The following is a 17001-nucleotide window of genomic DNA, read 5'->3' as shown; positions in this document are numbered from 1 at the left end:
CGAAGACCGGCTCGGCGCACGACGTGCGGGTCGCGCAGGCCGGACCGGGACCAGTGGCGGGTGGTCTTCCGGCCCCGGAACCGCCGCCAGAACCACTCGTACGACATGGGAACGGCCGAGTTCCTGCTGCGTCTGGTGCGGGGAGAGATCCGTCCGCCGCTCGGTGCCGAGCTTGCCCTGCCGGCCACGTTCACGTCATGGCGTGAGGAAGAAGAGTTTCTGCTCGACGAGGACGGCGACCTTGAAGGCTTCTGAACCACCCAGGCTCGCCTCCTTCCCCGGACCTTCTCGCGGCGAGCCTTCTTTTCGCGTTCTTCGCGGCGCCGACGCAGTGTCCTGCTCGGCGCGGCCACCGTGGCCGGAATCGCCGTGCTCCTGCTGCGCCCCGACCAGGACGGCGCCGGGTGCCCCCGGTACCGGTCTCGCATGTCGACACCTCCGCCCGGGCGTGTGTGCTGACGTCGACGGACACCGACCCCGGCGGCACGTGGGCGGCGCTGCGGCAGACCGCCGACGCGCACCTGGTGGTCCGCTACCGGCTGCCCGCCGCCGCGGATCCCGTCGCCTACGTCGACACCCTCGTCCAGCTCCGCTGCTCCACCGTCGTCACCACCGGCAAAGAGGCCGGCTCCGCTGTGGCCTCCCGCCTGGCCAAGGGCAAGGTCGCCGGAGTCCGCTTCGTGGTCGTGGCCGACCGCCCGCTCGCCGGAGCGGTCCGTCTGAGCCCTGCCACGGTCAGCGCGAGCGCCCTGGAGCGACTGGTGCGCCGCTGAACGGCCACGGCTGGGCACCGGGACGACGATCTCCGCGGAACGCCTACCCTTGACCCATGACCAGCAGCAGCGACCGGAGCCCGGCAGTGGACGTTCGATCATCCAAGACATACGAAGTCCGTACCTACGGGTGCCAGATGAACGTCCACGACTCCGAGCGGTTGTCCGGCCTGCTGGAGGAGGCGGGATACGTGCCCGCCCCCGAGGGCTCCGACGGGGACGCGGACGTCGTCGTCTTCAACACCTGCGCGGTGCGGGAGAACGCCGACAACCGGCTCTACGGCAACCTCGGCCGGCTCGCGCCGCGCAAGGCCTCGCGGCCCGGCATGCAGATCGCGGTCGGCGGCTGCCTCGCGCAGAAGGACCGCGACACCATCGTGAAGAAGGCGCCCTGGGTGGACGTCGTCTTCGGCACCCACAACATCGGCAAGCTGCCGGTCCTGCTGGAACGCGCGCGCGTGCAGGAAGAGGCGCAGGTCGAGATCGCCGAGTCCCTCGAGGCGTTCCCGTCCACGCTGCCGACCCGGCGTGAGAGCGCCTACGCGGCCTGGGTGTCGATCTCCGTCGGCTGCAACAACACCTGCACCTTCTGCATCGTCCCGGCGCTGCGCGGCAAGGAGAAGGACCGCCGTACCGGCGACATCCTCGCCGAGATCGAGACCCTGGTCGGCGAGGGCGTCTCCGAGATCACGCTGCTCGGCCAGAACGTCAACGCGTACGGCTCCGACATCGGCGACCGCGAGGCGTTCAGCAAGCTGCTGCGCGCGTGTGGCGCGATCGAGGGCCTGGAGCGCGTCCGCTTCACCTCCCCGCATCCGCGCGACTTCACCGACGACGTGATCGCGGCGATGGCCGAGACGCCGAACGTCATGCCGCAGCTGCACATGCCCCTGCAGTCCGGTTCGGACACGGTCCTGAAGGCGATGCGCCGCTCGTACCGCCAGGAGCGCTACCTGGGCATCATCGAGAAGGTCCGCGCCGCCATCCCGCACGCGGCGATCACCACCGACATCATCGTGGGCTTCCCCGGCGAGACCGAGGAGGACTTCGAGCAGACCCTGCACGTGGTCCGCGAGGCCCGCTTCACACAGGCCTTCACCTTCCAGTACTCCAAGCGTCCCGGGACCCCCGCCGCGACCATGGACAACCAGATCCCCAAGGAGGTCGTCCAGGCACGCTACGAGCGTCTTGTCGCCCTCCAGGAGGAGATCTCCTGGGAGGAGAACAAGAAGCAGGTCGGCCGCACCCTGGAGCTGATGGTCGCCGAGGGGGAGGGCCGCAAGGACGGCGCCACCCACCGCCTCTCCGGCCGCGCCCCCGACAACCGCCTGGTCCACTTCACCAAGCCCGACCAGGAGGTCCGCCCCGGCGACGTGGTCACGGTCGAGATCACCTACGCCGCCCCCCACCACCTCCTCGCCGAGGGCGCCGTCCTCGATGTGCGCCGTACGCGCGCGGGGGACGCGTGGGAGAAGCGGAACGCGGTCGAGGCCGCCGAACCCGCGGGTGTCATGCTGGGCCTCCCGAAGATCGGGGTTCCCGAGCCGCTGCCGGCGGCCACGGGCGGCTGCGCGGCGCACTGAGCGCCCGCCGCCGGTCACCAAGGAGAGGCTGGGCGGGGCATGGGGCGCTGGGTGGTCTTGGTCGACCGCAGTTTCGGGGACCATCACGACCTCGACGAGGTGGCGCACTTCGAGGGCACCCGGGAAGAGGCCCGCGCCCGCCTGTACGAGATCGCCTGCACCCACCGTCCGGGCGTCGGTCTGCGCCAGAAGCGCCGGCAGGTCTACCGGATCGGTGAAGGGGACGCCTACTACGCGAACATCGAGGGCATGATGGCCACGTTTCGCGTGGTGTACCGGCTCGGTGAACTGGAGTGGAGCACCCATCCCGAGTCCTGGCCCTGGGCCTGGAAGTAGGCTGCCGATCATGCTTGTAGCAGCCGCTGTCTGTCCGTGTCCGCCCCTTCTCGTGCCGCCGGTCGCCGCTGGGGCGGCGCCCGAGCTCGACGGGGCACGCGCCGCCTGCACGGACGCGCTGGGCGTGCTCGCGGCGGCCCGGCCCGACCGCCTCGTCGTCGTGGGGCCCGCCGAGCAGAGCGGCCGCGGCCCGCACCCGCAGGGCGCCCACGGCTCGTTCCGCGGCTTCGGCGTGGATGTGGAGGTGCGGCTCGGACCGGAGCGGGAGCCGGTCCCGCAGCGTCCGCTGCCGACCTCCCTCGCCGTCGCCGCCTGGCTGCTGGACCGCATCGGCTGGTCCGACGCCCCGATCGAGGGACTCGGCGTGGGGGAACCTCTCGAGCCCGAGCGGTGTATTCAGACCGGGAGGGAAATCGCCGCCCGGGCCGAGCGGGTGGCGCTGCTGGTGATGGGCGACGCCAGCGCCTGCCGCACGCTCAAGGCACCCGGCTACCTCGACGAGCGCGCGGCACCGTTCGACGCGGAGGTCGCGCGTGCGCTGGGCGCGGTCGACGTGGCGGCCCTGCAAGCGCTGGACGCCGAGCTGGCGTACGAACTGAAGGCCTCCGGCCGGGCCTGCTGGCAGGTCCTCGCGGGCGCGGCGGAGAGCGCGGACCTCGGCGGCTCGCTGCTGTACGAGGACGCGCCGTACGGCGTGGGGTACATGGTCGCCACCTGGTCCTGACGGCTGGAGGAGCCGCAGCAGCCGTAGAGGAGTCCGGGGCGGGAAACGGCGGCCGGCCGGGGGCGTCCTGCCCCGCGGCCGTCCGTCGGTGTGCCGTGCTGCCGTTCAGGAAGCCGGCGGCGGTGAGGCCGGCGGAGGCGTGCTGCCGCCACCAGGTCCCTCCGTGCCGTCCTTGTGCGCGAGTCGGTCCATGGCGCCCTTGGCCTTGCCCGTGCCCGTCCGGATTCTGTCGCTGTACTTTCCCTTGGTCTTCTCGTCCACGACCTTCGCGGCCTTGTCGAGGCCGTGCTGGACCTTGTCCCCGTGCTTGTGCGCGAGGCCGGAGACCTTGTCCTTGGCCGGGCTGAGCTTGGCCTTCACATTGTCCAGGAAACCCATCGTTCACCTTCCCGCGCGGGGCAGTTACGTGCGGGCGCCCTCACCGGCCTCACGGTCGGCCGCCTCGTCGGCGGACTGCTGCTTGGGGATCTCGACGCCCTCGGCTGCGGCGTCCTCGACGGCCTCCGTCGCCGTCGCTCCGTCCGCGTCCTCGGCTCCGGCCGTCTCGGCGACCCCGGCCCCGGTCTTGCCCTCGGCCTGGCTCTCGGTCTCGGTCTCGACCTCGGCCTTGGCGTCGGTCGATCCCTTCGCCTCTCCCGCCTCCTCCGCCGCGGGCTCGGCCGTCCGGATGTCGGCCTGCGTCTCGGCGGTTGACGCCTCCTCCGTGGCCTTCGACCTCCGGAGAAGTCGTGCGAAAACGCCCATATCCACTCCATACGCTACTCGTGCGGGGGAAACCCCGCGTCGTCCGGAGCGCCCGATTGCGCCACCCGGATCGCCGCCTCCGCGGACAGGGCGGCGGAATCCACGCAACTGGCAACGACCCCGGACCCGCGTCGTCACGTAACTCGTTCGAGGTGGTGCTCCTGGGTTTGCGAGACTGGGGCGGTGAGCAGCGCACCCCCCTCCCCCCGCGTCATCGCCGTCGTCGGACCCACTGCGGCCGGAAAGTCCGATCTGGGCGTCTTCCTGGCCCAGCGACTGGGAGGCGAGGTCGTCAACGCCGACTCCATGCAGCTCTACCGAGGGATGGACATCGGCACCGCCAAGCTGACGCCCGAGGAACGCGACGGCGTCCCGCACCACCTCCTGGACATCTGGGACGTGACCGTCACGGCGTCCGTCGCCGAGTACCAGAGGCTGGCCCGCGCCCGGATCGACGCCCTGCTCACCGAGGGCCGCTGGCCGATCCTCGTAGGCGGTTCCGGGCTGTACGTCCGCGGGGCCGTCGACAACCTGGAGTTCCCCGGCACCGACCCCGAGGTCAGGGCCCGTCTGGAGGAGGAACTCGTGCTGCGCGGCTCCGGCGCGCTGCACGCCCGTCTCTCCGCCGCCGACCCCGGGGCCGCGCAGGCGATCCTGCCCAGCAACGGCCGCCGTATCGTCCGGGCCCTCGAAGTGATCGAGATCACCGGCAAGCCCTTCACCGCCAACCTCCCCGGCCACGACTCGGTCTACGACACCGTCCAGATCGGCGTCGACGTCGCGCGGCCCGAGCTCGACGAGCGCATCGCGCGCCGCGTCGACCGGATGTGGGAGGCGGGGCTCGTGGACGAGGTGCGGGAGCTGGAGGCGCGCGGGTTGCGCGAGGGGCGCACGGCCTCGCGTGCGCTCGGATACCAGCAGGTGCTCGCGGCGCTCTCGGGGGAGTGCGCGATGGAGGACGCGCGGACCGAGACCATCCGTGCCACGAAACGCTTCGCGCGCCGTCAGGATTCATGGTTCAGGCGCGATCCGCGGGTGCACTGGTTGAGTGGGGCTGCGGCGCATCTCACAGAACTTCCGCAGCTCGCACTGGCGTTGCTCGAACGACCGGTCACAGCCTGATCACGTCCTGGCATCGGGACGCTCCGGCCGCCATCCCGGCCTCCGGCGCCGTGCCATCATCGAGCTTCGATCGACCAAGTGGAGTCCGAGTTGGGAGGGCGCGTGGCGATGGAGGCCGGCCCTCGCGACACCGCACAAGGCACCGAGCCCCTCACCGCCGAGAGCGGTGAACCGGGGCAGGACGCAGACCGTCTGAGCCCCGACGGGCCCGATGACACCCAGGGCGGTGTGACCGCCGACGGTCCCGAGCCCGAGGAGATGTTCCCGGGCGGGGAAGAGGTCGAGGTCGAGCTGCGCCCGCAGCGCCGTCTGCGGATCTGGCAGCTCGCTCCCATCGTCTCGCTGGCCGCGGTCGGCTCCCTGATGTTCGCCTTCCCCCTGGCCTTCGACTTCGGCGACAGCGGAGCGGTGATCGCGATGCTGGGCCTGCTGATCTGCTCCTGTGCGGCGGGCTGGGGCATGATGGCCGCACGCCGGGTTGGTTACACGTGGCCGGGACTGCCCCAGCGGGGGTCCGGCCGCCGCGCGGACTGGCGGGTCGTGCTCGGGTACGTGTTGCTGGTAGCGGTCGTGGTCGTTCTCGCGGTGTGGCGCGTGGCGCGGCTCCGCTAGAGGCTTTCAGGGGCGCGGGGCCGTGTTGATCTGCGGCTATCGCCGTGCGGGCGCGACCAGCCCCCACCGGCCTGCACGTACGATCGAGACATGAGCACCCGGATCCCCTTTCTCAAGGGCCACGGCACCGAGAACGACTTCGTGATCGTCCCGGACCCCGAGAACACCCTCGACCTGCCCCCCGCCGCCGTCGCCGCCCTGTGCGACCGCCGGGCAGGCATCGGCGGTGACGGCCTGCTCCACGTCGTACGGTCCGCCGAGCACCCCGAGGCCACCCACATGGCCGGGGAGGCCGAGTGGTTCATGGACTACCGCAACGGTGACGGGTCCATCGCCGAGATGTGTGGCAACGGCGTCCGCGTCTTCGCCCGCTACCTCCAGCGCGCCGGTCACGTCACCGAGGGCGACCTCGCGGTGGCCACGCGCGGGGGCGTGAAGGCCGTGCACATCGCGAAAGGCGGTGACGTCACCGTCGGCATGGGCAAGGCGCTGCTCCCCGAGGGGGACGTCACGGTGAGTGTCGGCGACCGCAGCTGGCCCGCCCGCAACGTGGACATGGGCAATCCGCACGCCGTCGCCTTCGTGGACGACCTCGCGCACGCCGGCGACCTGTACTCCCCGCCGCCCTTCAGCCCGGCCGCCGCCTACCCGAGCGGGGTCAACGTCGAGTTCGTGGTCGACCGCGGCCCCCGCCATGTCGCCATGCGTGTGCACGAGCGCGGGGCGGGCGAGACCCGGTCCTGCGGCACGGGCGCGTGCGCCGTCGCCGTCGCCACGGCCCGCAGGGACGGCGCCGACCCGGTGGCCACCGGCACCCCGGCGACCTACACCGTCGACGTGCCCGGCGGCACCCTGCTGATCACCGAGCGGAGCGACGGTGAGATCGAGATGACCGGCCCCGCGGTGATCGTCGCCGAGGGCGAGATCGACGCCGACTGGCTGGAAAACGCGGTTGGTTGACCATATGAATCGCGGCACCCGAACGGCCCAAGGCGTGGAACCGCAGCCTCCGGCCCTCTGTGCGATTCAAAACCACGGTCGGCCGCAGGTCAGGCGGCGCGAAATCGTAAACCTGAAAGCCTTCGCTCGAATGGGTGATCCGTTTCACGCTCGCCGAGAGGCGGTCAGCCGGGCGTGATGGGCTCGGTAGCATCAAGCACCGGCCCGGACGGGGGACAGATGCCATCCCCTGAGCCGTGTCCGCCATGGGGCACCCCGTCCGCCGGTCCACAGCCGGAGGTGCCCATGAGTGCGGAGGCCACGAACCCCGCGACCCCAGGTCCGGTAACAGGTGCGGCCGCCCGTTGGCGGGCGCGGATCGACCTGCGCCGCCTGGGCCGCGCCGCGCTGCTCGGCCCCGCCGCCCGAGACCGGCTGCCCGACGCCATCGGCCATGTCGCGGAGGCCCACCGCGCCCACCACCCCGACGCCGACCTCGAACCCCTGCGCCGCGCCTGGGTCCTGGCCGAGTCCTCGCACCGCGGCCAGATGCGCAAGAGCGGTGAGCCGTACATCACACATCCGCTCGCCGTGACCCTGATCCTCGCCGAACTCGGCGCCGAGACCACCACCTTGACGGCCTCTCTGCTCCACGACACCGTCGAGGACACCGAGGTGACGCTGGATCAGGTCGGCAAGGAGTTCGGCGCGGAGGTCCGCTTCCTCGTCGACGGCGTCACCAAGCTGGAGAAGGTCGACTACGGCGCCGCCGCCGAGCCCGAGACCTTCCGCAAGATGCTCGTCGCCACCGGCAACGACGTCCGCGTGATGTCGATCAAACTCGCCGACCGGCTGCACAACATGCGCACCCTCGGCGTGATGCGCCCCGAGAAGCAGGCCCGCATCGCCAAGGTCACCCGGGACGTTCTCATCCCGCTCGCCGAACGCCTCGGCGTCCAGGCACTCAAGACCGAGCTGGAAGACCTGGTCTTCGCGATCCTCCACCCCGAGGAGTACGAGCACACGCGCGAGCTGATCGTCGACAACGCCTCCCGCGCGGACGACCCGCTCGCCGAGATCGCCGACGAAGTGCGCTCGGTGCTGCGCGAGGCCGGCATCCCGGCCGAAGTCGTCATCAGGCCACGGCACTTCGTCTCCGTGCACCGGGTGGCCCGCAAGCGCGGCAGGCTGCGCGGCGCGGACTTCGGCCGCCTGCTGGTCCTGGTCGGCGAGGACGCGGACTGCTACGGCGTCCTGGGCGAACTGCACACCTGTATGACGCCAGTCGTCTCGGAGTTCAAGGACTTCATCGCCGTACCGAAGTTCAACCTGTACCAGTCGCTGCACACCGCTGTGGCCCGCGGCGACGGCCAGGTCGTCGAAGTCCTCATCCGCACCCACCAGATGCACAAGGTCGCCGAGGCCGGCGTGGTCGCGCTCGGCAATCCGTACGCCTCGCCTACCGACCCCTCGGAGGCGCCGAGCGCGTCCACCGGCGCGGGCGCCGACGAGGAGCGGGTGGACCCCACCCGGCCCGGCTGGCTCTCCCGCCTCCTCGACTGGCAGGCGGCCGCGCCCGACGCCGACACCTTCTGGTCGACCCTCCGTGAGGACCTCGCCCAGGACCGCGAGATCACCGTCTTCCGGCCCGATGGCGGCACCCTGGGCCTGCCCGAGGGCGCGACCTGTGTGGACGCCGCGTACGCGCAGTACGGCGAGGACGCGCACGCGTGCCTCGGCGCCCGCGTCAACGGCCGTCTGGCGACGCTGAGCACCGTTCTGAAGGACGGCGACACCGTCCAGCTCCTCATGGGGCAGGACCCCGCCGCCGAGCCCTCCAAGGAGTGGCTGGAGCACGCGCACACGCCCGCGGCGCGGATCGCCATCCAGCGGTGGATCGCGACCCATCCGTCGCACGAGACGCCGGACGAGATCGTGGAGCGGGGCGGGACGGCCGATGCCACGGCTGAGGACGTGCAGGCCGGGCGGGGGGATTCGAACCCCTTCCGGGCCTCCGCCGCGGAGCCGCCGGTTGCCGACACTCCCGACAGCGTGGGCCGGATCATCGCCGAGTCGCAGACCTCCGACAACCCGGCCGTCGACCGCCCCGGCGCCGCCGTCGCCCTCGTCGACCAGCCCGGCGCGACCGTACGGCTCGCCGGCTGCTGCACGCCCGTACCGCCCGACGAGATCACCGGCTTCGCCGTGCGCGGGGGAGTGGTCACCGTGCACCGCGTGGAGTGCGCCGCGGTGGCGCGGATGAAGAGCGTGGGGCGCACGGAGGTCGGCGTGCGCTGGGGCGACACCGCCGGGTGCCGGGTCACGCTGTTCGCGGAATCGTTCGGCCGCCCGCACCTCCTCGCCGACCTCACCGAGGCCATGGCCGGCGAGGGCGCCGAGATCGTCTCCGCGACCGTCGAACCCCCCAGCCAGCAGCGGGTACGCCACACCTACACCGTCCAGCTGCCGGATGCGGCCCGGCTGCCGTCGCTGATGCGGGCGATGCGGAACGTGGCCGGGGTGTACGACGTGAGCAGGGCGCAGACGCCTGGGGCCTGAAGGACCGCCTCAGGGGGCGCGCACGACTGGGGCGGGGCCATAGGTCTGCATGGGCGTGGGTGGCCGGTCTGCGGGTCTGGATGGGCGTGGGTGGCCGGTCCGCTGGTCTGGATGGGCGTGGGGGACCGGCCCGCGGGTCTGCATGCGCGAAAGCGGCCGGCCGGTCCACGGGTCTGCACGTGCGTGAGGGGCCGGTCCGCAGGTCCTGGTGAGCGGGTGCAGTGTCGGTCGACAGGCCCTCACGCGCGCGTGGAAGGCCTCAGGAGCTCACGCGCGCGTGGAGGGCCTCAGGAGCTCACGCTTGCGTGGCGGGCCACAGGACGTCAGCGCTTGTGGCGGCGGGCCGCGGGACCTGACCGCATGTGGCCGGCCTCAGGACCTCACGCGTCTCCTCAACGGAGCCGGAGCACCCCGTTCGAGTGGGCTGGTCGCGCGTCGTCGCCGTGGCGCACGCGCGCGCTGGTAGCGGTGGTGCATGCCGCTCAACCCCCACACCCACGCCGGTCCCACCCACGCCGACCGGCTCGGCCCCGACGCCTCCCGTCGCCGTACCGGAAACGCCCGACGGCACAAGGCGGCCGCGCTGCTCGCCTCCGCCGTCTCCGTCTGCCTGCTGGCCGCGAGCGCCCCGGCCACACCGCTCGGGGTCGGTGACCGCCTCTTCCCGCACCTCGGCAACCCCGGTTACGACGTGGCGTCGTACGACCTCTCCTTCACCTATCCCGGAGACAACAGCAAGCCCCTCACGGCCGTCACCACGATCGACGCCTGGACGACGACCGAACTAGACCGCATCAACCTGGACTTCGCCCACGGCGAGGTCCAGTCGGTGGAGGTCGACGGTCTGTCCGCGGCTTTCACCAGCGCCGGCGAGGACCTCGTCGTCACGCCCGAAGGACCGCTGCCCGGTGGCAGCTGGATGCGGATCACCGTCCGGCACACCAGTGATCCCGTCTCCGCCGACGACCGGGACGGCGGCTGGGTGCGCACCGCGGACGGGCTCGCCATGGCCAACCAGGCCGACGCCGCGCACCTGGTGTTCCCCTGCAACGACCACCCCTCCGACAAGGCGATGTTCACCATCCGGGTCACCGCCCCCGACGGCTACACGGCCGTCGCCAACGGCCTGCCGACGGACGTGGACCGCGGCGGCCGGGCGACCACCTGGACGTACCGCACCCAGCACCCCATGGCCACCGAACTCGCTCAGGTGTCCATCGGCCGCTCCACCGTGCTGCGCCGCAGCGGACCGCACGGACTGCCCGTCCGGGACGTCGTGCGCACAAAGGACCGTGCCAAGCTCGAACCCTGGCTCAAGAAGACCCCCGGCCAGCTCGCCTGGATGGAGGGCAAGGTCGGGCCGTACCCCTTCGAGACGTACGGCATCCTCATGGCCGCCGCCGACACCGGCTTCGAGTTGGAAACACAAACCCTGTCCCTCTTTGAGAAAGATCTCTTCACCGAGCCCGCCTACCCCAAGTGGTACGTCGAGTCGATCATGGTGCATGAGCTCGCCCACCAGTGGTTCGGTGACAGCGTCAGCCCCCGCACCTGGTCGGACCTGTGGCTCAACGAAGGACATGCCACCTGGTACGAGGCCCTGTACGCGGAGGAGAAGGCGGGCCGCACCCTTGAGGCCCGCATGAAGGCCGCGTACGGCGCCTCCAACCGCTGGCGGGCCGAAGGCGGACCGCCGGCCGCACCCAAGCCGCCCGAGCCCGGCCAGAAGATCAGCATCTTCCGGCCGAACGTCTACGACGGCGCCGCCCTGGTCCTCTACGCCCTGCGCCAGGAGATCGGCCGCAAGTCCTTCGAGAAACTGGAACGCGCCTGGGTGCAGGAGCACCGGGACGGCACGGCGTCGACCGCCGACTTCGTGCACCTCGCCTCCGAGATCGCCGGGCGCGACCTCGGCGGCTTCCTCCAGGGCTGGCTCTACGGCGCGAAGACCCCGCGGATGCCCGGCCACCCGAGCTGGAAGGCCGTGGCACCGGTGAAATAAGGCGGTGACGAGACGCCCCGTACCGTGCGACCATCTTCAGGTCGGCGCGGCACGGGGCGCGGGAATCTCCCGTGGTACTCGTGCGTTGTGACATATGACCGGCGAATCGGAATCCCCATCGACGTAAGGATCAAATGACCTCCTCTTCATCCCCTTCCCAGGACACGCAGCGACTCGCGCACACATACGCCGAAGGTCTTCGGGCCGATGCCCTGATGGAAGAGGACGTCGCCTGGAGCCACGAGATCGACGGAGAGCGGGACGGTGAGCAGTTCGACCGCTCCGAGCGCGCGGCTCTGCGCCGCGTGGCGGGCCTCTCCACCGAACTCGAGGACGTCACCGAGGTCGAGTACCGCCAGCTCCGTCTGGAGCGGGTCGTCCTCGTCGGCGTCTGGACCACGGGGACCGCGCAGGACGCGGACAACTCCCTCGCGGAGCTCGCCGCCCTCGCGGAGACCGCCGGCGCACTCGTGCTCGACGGCGTGATCCAGCGCCGCGACAAGCCCGACGCGGCCACCTACATCGGTTCCGGCAAGGCCGACGAGCTGCGGGACATCGTCCTGGAGACCGGCGCGGACACCGTCATCTGCGACGGTGAGCTCAGCCCGGGCCAGCTCATCCACCTCGAGGACGTCGTCAAGGTCAAGGTCATCGACCGTACGGCCCTGATCCTCGACATCTTCGCCCAGCACGCCAAGTCCCGAGAGGGCAAGGCGCAGGTCGCGCTCGCGCAGATGCAGTACATGCTGCCGAGGCTGCGAGGCTGGGGTCAGTCGCTGTCCCGTCAGATGGGCGGCGGCAAGGGCGGCGGCCTCGCCACCCGTGGTCCCGGTGAGACCAAGATCGAGACGGACCGGCGTCGGATCCGCGAGAAGATGGCGAAGATGCGCCGGGAGATCGCGGACATGAAGACCGGCCGCGAGATCAAGCGGCAGGAGCGCAAGCGCCACAAGGTGCCTTCGGTCGCCATCGCGGGCTACACCAACGCCGGCAAGTCGTCCCTGCTCAACCGCCTCACGGGCGCGGGCGTCCTGGTCGAGAACGCCCTGTTCGCGACCCTCGACCCGACCGTCCGCCGCGCGGAGACCCCGAGCGGCCGCCTGTACACGCTGGCCGACACCGTCGGTTTTGTACGACACCTGCCGCACCACCTGGTCGAGGCGTTCCGTTCCACCATGGAGGAGGTCGGCGAGTCCGACCTGATCCTGCACGTGGTGGACGGCTCGCATCCGAACCCGGAGGAGCAGCTGGCCGCCGTGCGCGAGGTGATCAGGGACGTCGGTGCCATCGACGTGCCCGAGATCGTCGTGATCAACAAGGCCGACGCGGCCGACCCACTGACGCTCCAGCGGCTGATGCGGAACGAGAAGCGCTCCCTCGCGGTCTCCGCCCGTACCGGCCGGGGCATCGCCGAACTGCTCGCCCTGATCGACAACGAACTGCCCAGGCCGTCCGTCGAGATCGAGGCGCTCGTGCCGTACACCCACGGCAAGCTGGTCGCCCGTGCCCATGACGAGGGCGAGGTGATCTCCGAGGAGCACACGGCGGAGGGCACCCTGCTCAAGGTGAGGGTGCACGAGGAGCTGGCCGCGGAACTGGCGCCGTACGTGCCGGCACCGGTTGTGGCCTGAGCGCCGTAGCTCTGAGCCGTACCTCTCTGAGAGGCCCGCCCTTTTCCAGAAGGGCGGGCCTCTCAGCGTGTTCGGGGAGGCCGCGGGGCTCACTGGCCCGCGAACTTCTCGCTGACCGAGTCGTACACGCCCTTGGCCACCTCACCCAGCCGGGGCCCGGCCAGCCAGCCCGCATTCACTGGCCCGATCGAGGTGTTGGACACCAGGGCCGGCCGGCCATCCGCACCGGTCGCGACCCAGCCGCCGCCGGACGAACCACCGGTCATCGTGCAGCCGATGCGGTACATCGTCGGATCCGAGGCGTTGATCGACAGCCGTCCCGGCCTGTCCTGGCACTTGTACAACGTCTCCCCGTCGAACGGCGCCGCCGCCGGATACCCACCGGCCGTGATGCTCTCCACCCGCGGCACCGCCGGAGCGGCGAAGTTCACCGGCAGGGCCGAACCGACGCTCTCCTCCAGCGACTTGCCGGTGCCACCCTCCTCCGGCGTCACATGGAGGACGGCGAAGTCGTACGGGGCACCGTCCCCGCCGGTCGGACCCCCCTGGGCGATCCACTGGTCCGAGGTCTGCGCCCAGTCGGCCCACCACACGCCGTACGGAGCGACAGCCTTCTCGGTCGCGCTCTCCAACTCCGCGGCCGACAAGGCCTGGTCGTTGTACGACGGCACGAACGCGGTGTTGCGGTACCAGCCACCGCTCCTGCCCGCGTGCACACAATGCCCCGCCGTCCAGACCATGTTGGACTTGCCCGGGTGGGCCGGGTCCTCCACGACCGTCGCCGAGCAGACCATCGTGCCCTCGGGGGAGTCGAAGAACACCTTGCCCGCCTCGGGAACGTTGTCGTGGTACGTAGGTGATACGGGCTTCGCGTCCACCGGCGCCGGCTCCGGGTCGGTCACACCCTGGTCACCCGAGAGGTCGCTCTCCTGGACACCGCGGTCGGGATCCTCGGCCTCCCGCATCCGATCCGGGTCCCACAGGCCCTCGATGATCGGGTTGATGTAGTCCTGGGCCTCGCGCAGCCAGTCGTCCCTGTCCCAGTTCTTCCAGGCGCCGTTCTTCCACTTGTCGACATCGATCCCGTGCTCCTTGAGCCTGTCCCTGATGTCGTCCGGAATCGTGATCTTGCCGTCGCTCTCGGACGCGGCCGAGGCGGAGGCCTGCGCGTTCGCGTCCTTGTCGCCCGAACCACAGCCGGTGGCGGTCAGCGCCAGCACGGAGGCGAGGGCCACTGCGGCGAGCGCAGGAGAGGTTCTGCGGCGCGCGCCCTTTTCGCCTTCGCCGCGAGCGGTCAATGACAGCGGTGCGGATCGCATGCTCTGCCTCCCCCTGTGTGGACGAACCCAGGTGCGCAACCGGGGACTTTCCGCAGACGTCTCGCAGGCATCCCGCGAGTTCACCCTCCGGCATCGCGCCTTGGAACGGCATCACACACTATGCGCCCGTTATGGGGGACTTCCGATGGAACCGCAACAGTTCCGTCACGCCAAAGATCTTCCGGCAACCCGTAACCCGCTGGACGGTCCGAGGTTGTAGCGATGGGGGCTTGCTGCCGGCGGACGGTTCGCTCCCGGCGCCCCAATCCCCGGAGATTTCCCGACAGTCGGGGCATAGATGTGCCGAGATGTCGAGCAAAGGGTCCCGGGGTTTCGTATGTCGGGGCGGGTGAGTCCGCGAGGGAACGCTTGCCCCTGCACAGCGCGACGACGGGAGAACCATGGCCGTGACCGAGACCGCACCCGGGGAGGCCATGGCGGGCCACACCGCCCTCGAGGAACCGTCGGCAGCCCGCTCCGCGCACGAGGGAATCCTGCGTCGCCAGTCGGCCCGCGAGTCGGCGGCACGCACCTATGCCCGTGCCCTCCCGATCGTGCCGGTACGTGCACGCGGTCTGACCATCGAGGGCGCCGACGGCCGCCGCTACCTCGACTGCCTCTCGGGCGCCGGCACCCTTGCCCTCGGACACAACCACCCCGTCGTCCTGGAGGCCATCCGCAAGGTCCTCGACTCGGGCGCACCCCTCCACGTCCTCGACCTCGCGACGCCCGTCAAGGACGCCTTCATCACCGAACTGTTCCGCACCCTGCCCCCCGGTCTTGCCGACCACCCACGCGTGCAGTTCTGTGGCCCGGCCGGCACCGATGCGGTGGAGGCCGCCTTCAAGCTCGTGCGCGCTGCGACCGGCCGCAACGGCATGCTCGCCTTCGCCGGCGCCTATCACGGCATGACCTCCGGCGCTCTCGAAGCGTCCGGCGACGCCTTCGACGTACGGGTCGCCCGACTGCCCTACCCTCAGGACTACCGCTGTCCCTTCGGGGTCGGCGGCCCGCACGGTGCCGAACTCGCCGCCCGCTGGACGGAGTCCGTCCTCGACGACCCCAAGTCCGGGGTACCGCTGCCCGCAGGGTTGATCCTCGAACCCGTCCAGGGCGAGGGCGGCGTTCTTCCAGCCCCTGACGCGTGGATGCGACGCATGCGACAGATCACGGCCGACCGCTCGATCCCGCTCATCGCCGACGAGGTCCAGACGGGGGTCGGCCGTACCGGGGCTTTCTGGGCCGTTGAGCACAGCGGCATCACCCCCGACGTCATGGTCCTGTCCAAGGCCATCGGCGGAAGCCTGCCCCTCGCCGTGGTGGTCTACCGCGACGAGCTCGACGTCTGGGAACCCGGCGCCCACGCCGGCACCTTCCGCGGCAACCAACTCGCCATGGCCGCGGGCACGGCCACGATGGCCTACGTACGCGAGAACGGCCTCACAGAACGCGCCGCAACGCTCGGCGCGCGGATGCTGGATCAGCTCCGCGGGCTGAGCCGGGAGTTTTCTGCGATCGGTGATGTGCGCGGGCGGGGGTTGATGATCGGGGTGGAGATGGTGGAGGAGGAAGGTGAAGGGGAGGGGTGGGGTGTTGCTGGATCCGGGGGATCTGTGGGGCCTGATGAGGCTGGTGGATCCCGCAGGTCCGGTGGAGCCGGTGGATCCGGTGGGTCCGATGAGGGTCATGGGGCTGCTGGGCTGCTGGGCTCGGTCGGGCTGAGTAGCGCCGATGGTGCGGGGGCCGTGGTGACGCCGGGTTCCGTCCCCTCCCCTCGCCCTGCCTCTCCGGAGCTTGCCGTCGCCGTGCAGCGGGAGTGCCTCCGGCGTGGCCTGATCGTCGAACTCGGTGGTCGTCACTCGAGCGTCGTGCGCCTGCTCCCGCCTCTGACGATCACCGACGAACAGGCGACCGCCGTCCTCGACCGACTCGCCGACGCCGTGGCCGCTGTGGCCCGCGGTCAAGACCGTGGTGCCGGAAGGCCACAGCAGCGTCGTCGCCGGAGCGAGGGGGCGGGGTAGCTGCCGGGGTTGCGGCGGGAACCGAAGGAGCGGCAGGTACGGCAAGAACGGCAGGGACTGGCATGTCGGATGGAGCCACACCGGGAACTGGGGCCGCAGCCACGCCCTCAACCAGAGCGACAACTCCTCCCGAAGCCGGCGGGTCGGGTGCACTCGGAGCTGGAGCCAGAGCCAGAGCCAGAGCCAGAGTCGGGGCCGGGGTTGGTACTGGTACCGGGACCGGAGTCGGAGTCGGAGTCGGCACGGGAGTGGGAATCGGGACCAGGCCCGAAGCTGGAGTCCGGGCCGGGCCCCAAGCGGCCGCCACCCCTCGCGCCACAGGCCGAGCAGCGAGCCGCTAACCGACGCCTCCGAACAGCCGCCGTCATCACGCCGATTGCTCACCGCATCCCTCCCGAACACCACTCACCTCCACGCCATTCGACCGCCCATCTGCCACCAGATCCCCCAGATCCCCGGTCAACCAGTCGCCCTTGGTACAGGCACAACAAGCCCCACCCACCCCACCCCCACAAGACAGCAGCCCCTCCCACGCAGCACCACCCCCGAGGAACACCGAACTTGGAAACCACCCCCACCCCCCAAGACCGCACCCCCACGCACCCGCTCAACCATTCCGAGACATCCCCCTCTCCG

15 protein-coding genes are annotated in these 17001 nt (G+C 71.0%); 12 read left to right on the top strand and 3 right to left on the bottom strand.

Going from position 1 to position 17001, the window contains the following annotated elements; genetic code table 11:
* Positions 1 to 105 precede the first annotated feature (105 nt).
* From M2157_RS14075 to M2157_RS14055, 5 genes are all read left to right on the top strand, one after another.
* A complete protein-coding gene (locus M2157_RS14075; protein ID WP_280862216.1) occupies positions 106 to 255 on the top strand; it encodes a hypothetical protein in 150 nt (49 codons plus the stop codon).
* A 149-nt stretch (positions 256 to 404) separates the two neighbouring features.
* On the top strand, positions 405 to 773 hold the full coding sequence (locus tag M2157_RS14070; RefSeq protein ID WP_280865411.1) for a hypothetical protein: 369 nt from the start codon (positions 405 to 407) through the stop codon (positions 771 to 773).
* A gap of 56 nt (positions 774 to 829) precedes the next feature.
* Positions 830 to 2356 carry a tRNA (N6-isopentenyl adenosine(37)-C2)-methylthiotransferase MiaB gene (gene miaB, locus M2157_RS14065; RefSeq protein ID WP_280862214.1) on the top strand — a complete coding sequence of 509 codons (1527 nt, stop codon included), beginning with the start codon at positions 830 to 832 and terminating at the stop codon, positions 2354 to 2356.
* A gap of 39 nt (positions 2357 to 2395) precedes the next feature.
* Positions 2396 to 2692 (top strand): hypothetical protein, encoded by a 297-nt coding sequence (locus tag M2157_RS14060; protein ID WP_266529324.1) that lies wholly within the window; start codon positions 2396 to 2398, stop codon positions 2690 to 2692.
* 10 nt (positions 2693 to 2702) lie between these two features.
* Positions 2703 to 3416, top strand: coding sequence for a class III extradiol dioxygenase subunit B-like domain-containing protein (locus M2157_RS14055; protein ID WP_280862213.1), 714 nt, complete (start codon positions 2703 to 2705; stop codon positions 3414 to 3416).
* Between the two features lie 105 nt (positions 3417 to 3521).
* Here M2157_RS14055 and M2157_RS14050 read toward each other — a convergent pair whose 3' ends face one another.
* On the bottom strand, positions 3522 to 3794 hold the full coding sequence (locus M2157_RS14050; protein WP_280862212.1) for an antitoxin: 273 nt from the start codon (positions 3792 to 3794) through the stop codon (positions 3522 to 3524).
* Between the two features lie 24 nt (positions 3795 to 3818).
* Positions 3819 to 4160, bottom strand: coding sequence for a hypothetical protein (locus M2157_RS14045; RefSeq protein WP_280862211.1), 342 nt, complete (start codon positions 4158 to 4160; stop codon positions 3819 to 3821).
* A 183-nt stretch (positions 4161 to 4343) separates the two neighbouring features.
* Here M2157_RS14045 and miaA point away from each other — a divergent pair, with 183 nt between their 5' ends.
* The 6 genes from miaA (at position 4344) to hflX (ending at position 13025) form a co-directional block, all read left to right on the top strand.
* Entirely contained in the window at positions 4344 to 5282 is a 939-nt protein-coding gene (gene miaA / locus M2157_RS14040; RefSeq protein ID WP_280865410.1) for a tRNA (adenosine(37)-N6)-dimethylallyltransferase MiaA, read from the top strand.
* A gap of 108 nt (positions 5283 to 5390) precedes the next feature.
* A complete protein-coding gene (locus M2157_RS14035; RefSeq protein ID WP_280863769.1) occupies positions 5391 to 5894 on the top strand; it encodes a hypothetical protein in 504 nt (167 codons plus the stop codon).
* A 90-nt stretch (positions 5895 to 5984) separates the two neighbouring features.
* The gene (gene dapF, locus M2157_RS14030) at positions 5985 to 6854 is read left to right on the top strand and encodes a diaminopimelate epimerase (RefSeq protein ID WP_280865409.1); all 870 of its coding nucleotides are present in this window, start codon (positions 5985 to 5987) and stop codon (positions 6852 to 6854) included.
* A gap of 285 nt (positions 6855 to 7139) precedes the next feature.
* Positions 7140 to 9392 (top strand): HD domain-containing protein, encoded by a 2253-nt coding sequence (locus tag M2157_RS14025; protein WP_280865408.1) that lies wholly within the window; start codon positions 7140 to 7142, stop codon positions 9390 to 9392.
* Positions 9393 to 9867: 475 nt separating this feature from the next.
* Positions 9868 to 11394: a M1 family metallopeptidase gene (locus M2157_RS14020; protein ID WP_280865407.1), complete on the top strand. Its 1527-nt coding sequence runs from the start codon at positions 9868 to 9870 to the stop codon at positions 11392 to 11394.
* A gap of 134 nt (positions 11395 to 11528) precedes the next feature.
* A complete protein-coding gene (gene hflX, locus M2157_RS14015) occupies positions 11529 to 13025 on the top strand; it encodes a GTPase HflX (RefSeq protein WP_280862206.1) in 1497 nt (498 codons plus the stop codon).
* Between the two features lie 89 nt (positions 13026 to 13114).
* Here the strand turns inward: hflX and M2157_RS14010 are convergent, their stop codons facing one another.
* Positions 13115 to 14344, bottom strand: coding sequence for a hypothetical protein (locus M2157_RS14010; RefSeq protein WP_280865406.1), 1230 nt, complete (start codon positions 14342 to 14344; stop codon positions 13115 to 13117).
* 434 nt (positions 14345 to 14778) lie between these two features.
* Between M2157_RS14010 and M2157_RS14005 the strand changes: the two genes are divergently transcribed.
* Positions 14779 to 16365: a diaminobutyrate--2-oxoglutarate transaminase family protein gene (locus tag M2157_RS14005; protein ID WP_280868200.1), complete on the top strand. Its 1587-nt coding sequence runs from the start codon at positions 14779 to 14781 to the stop codon at positions 16363 to 16365.
* The last annotated feature ends 636 nt before the right edge of the window (positions 16366 to 17001 follow it).

Source organism: Streptomyces sp. SAI-127 (genome assembly GCF_029894425.1).
In the GTDB taxonomy this organism is placed as follows: Bacteria; Actinomycetota; Actinomycetes; order Streptomycetales; family Streptomycetaceae; genus Streptomyces.
This window is presented reverse-complemented; position numbering and strand designations above follow the sequence as displayed.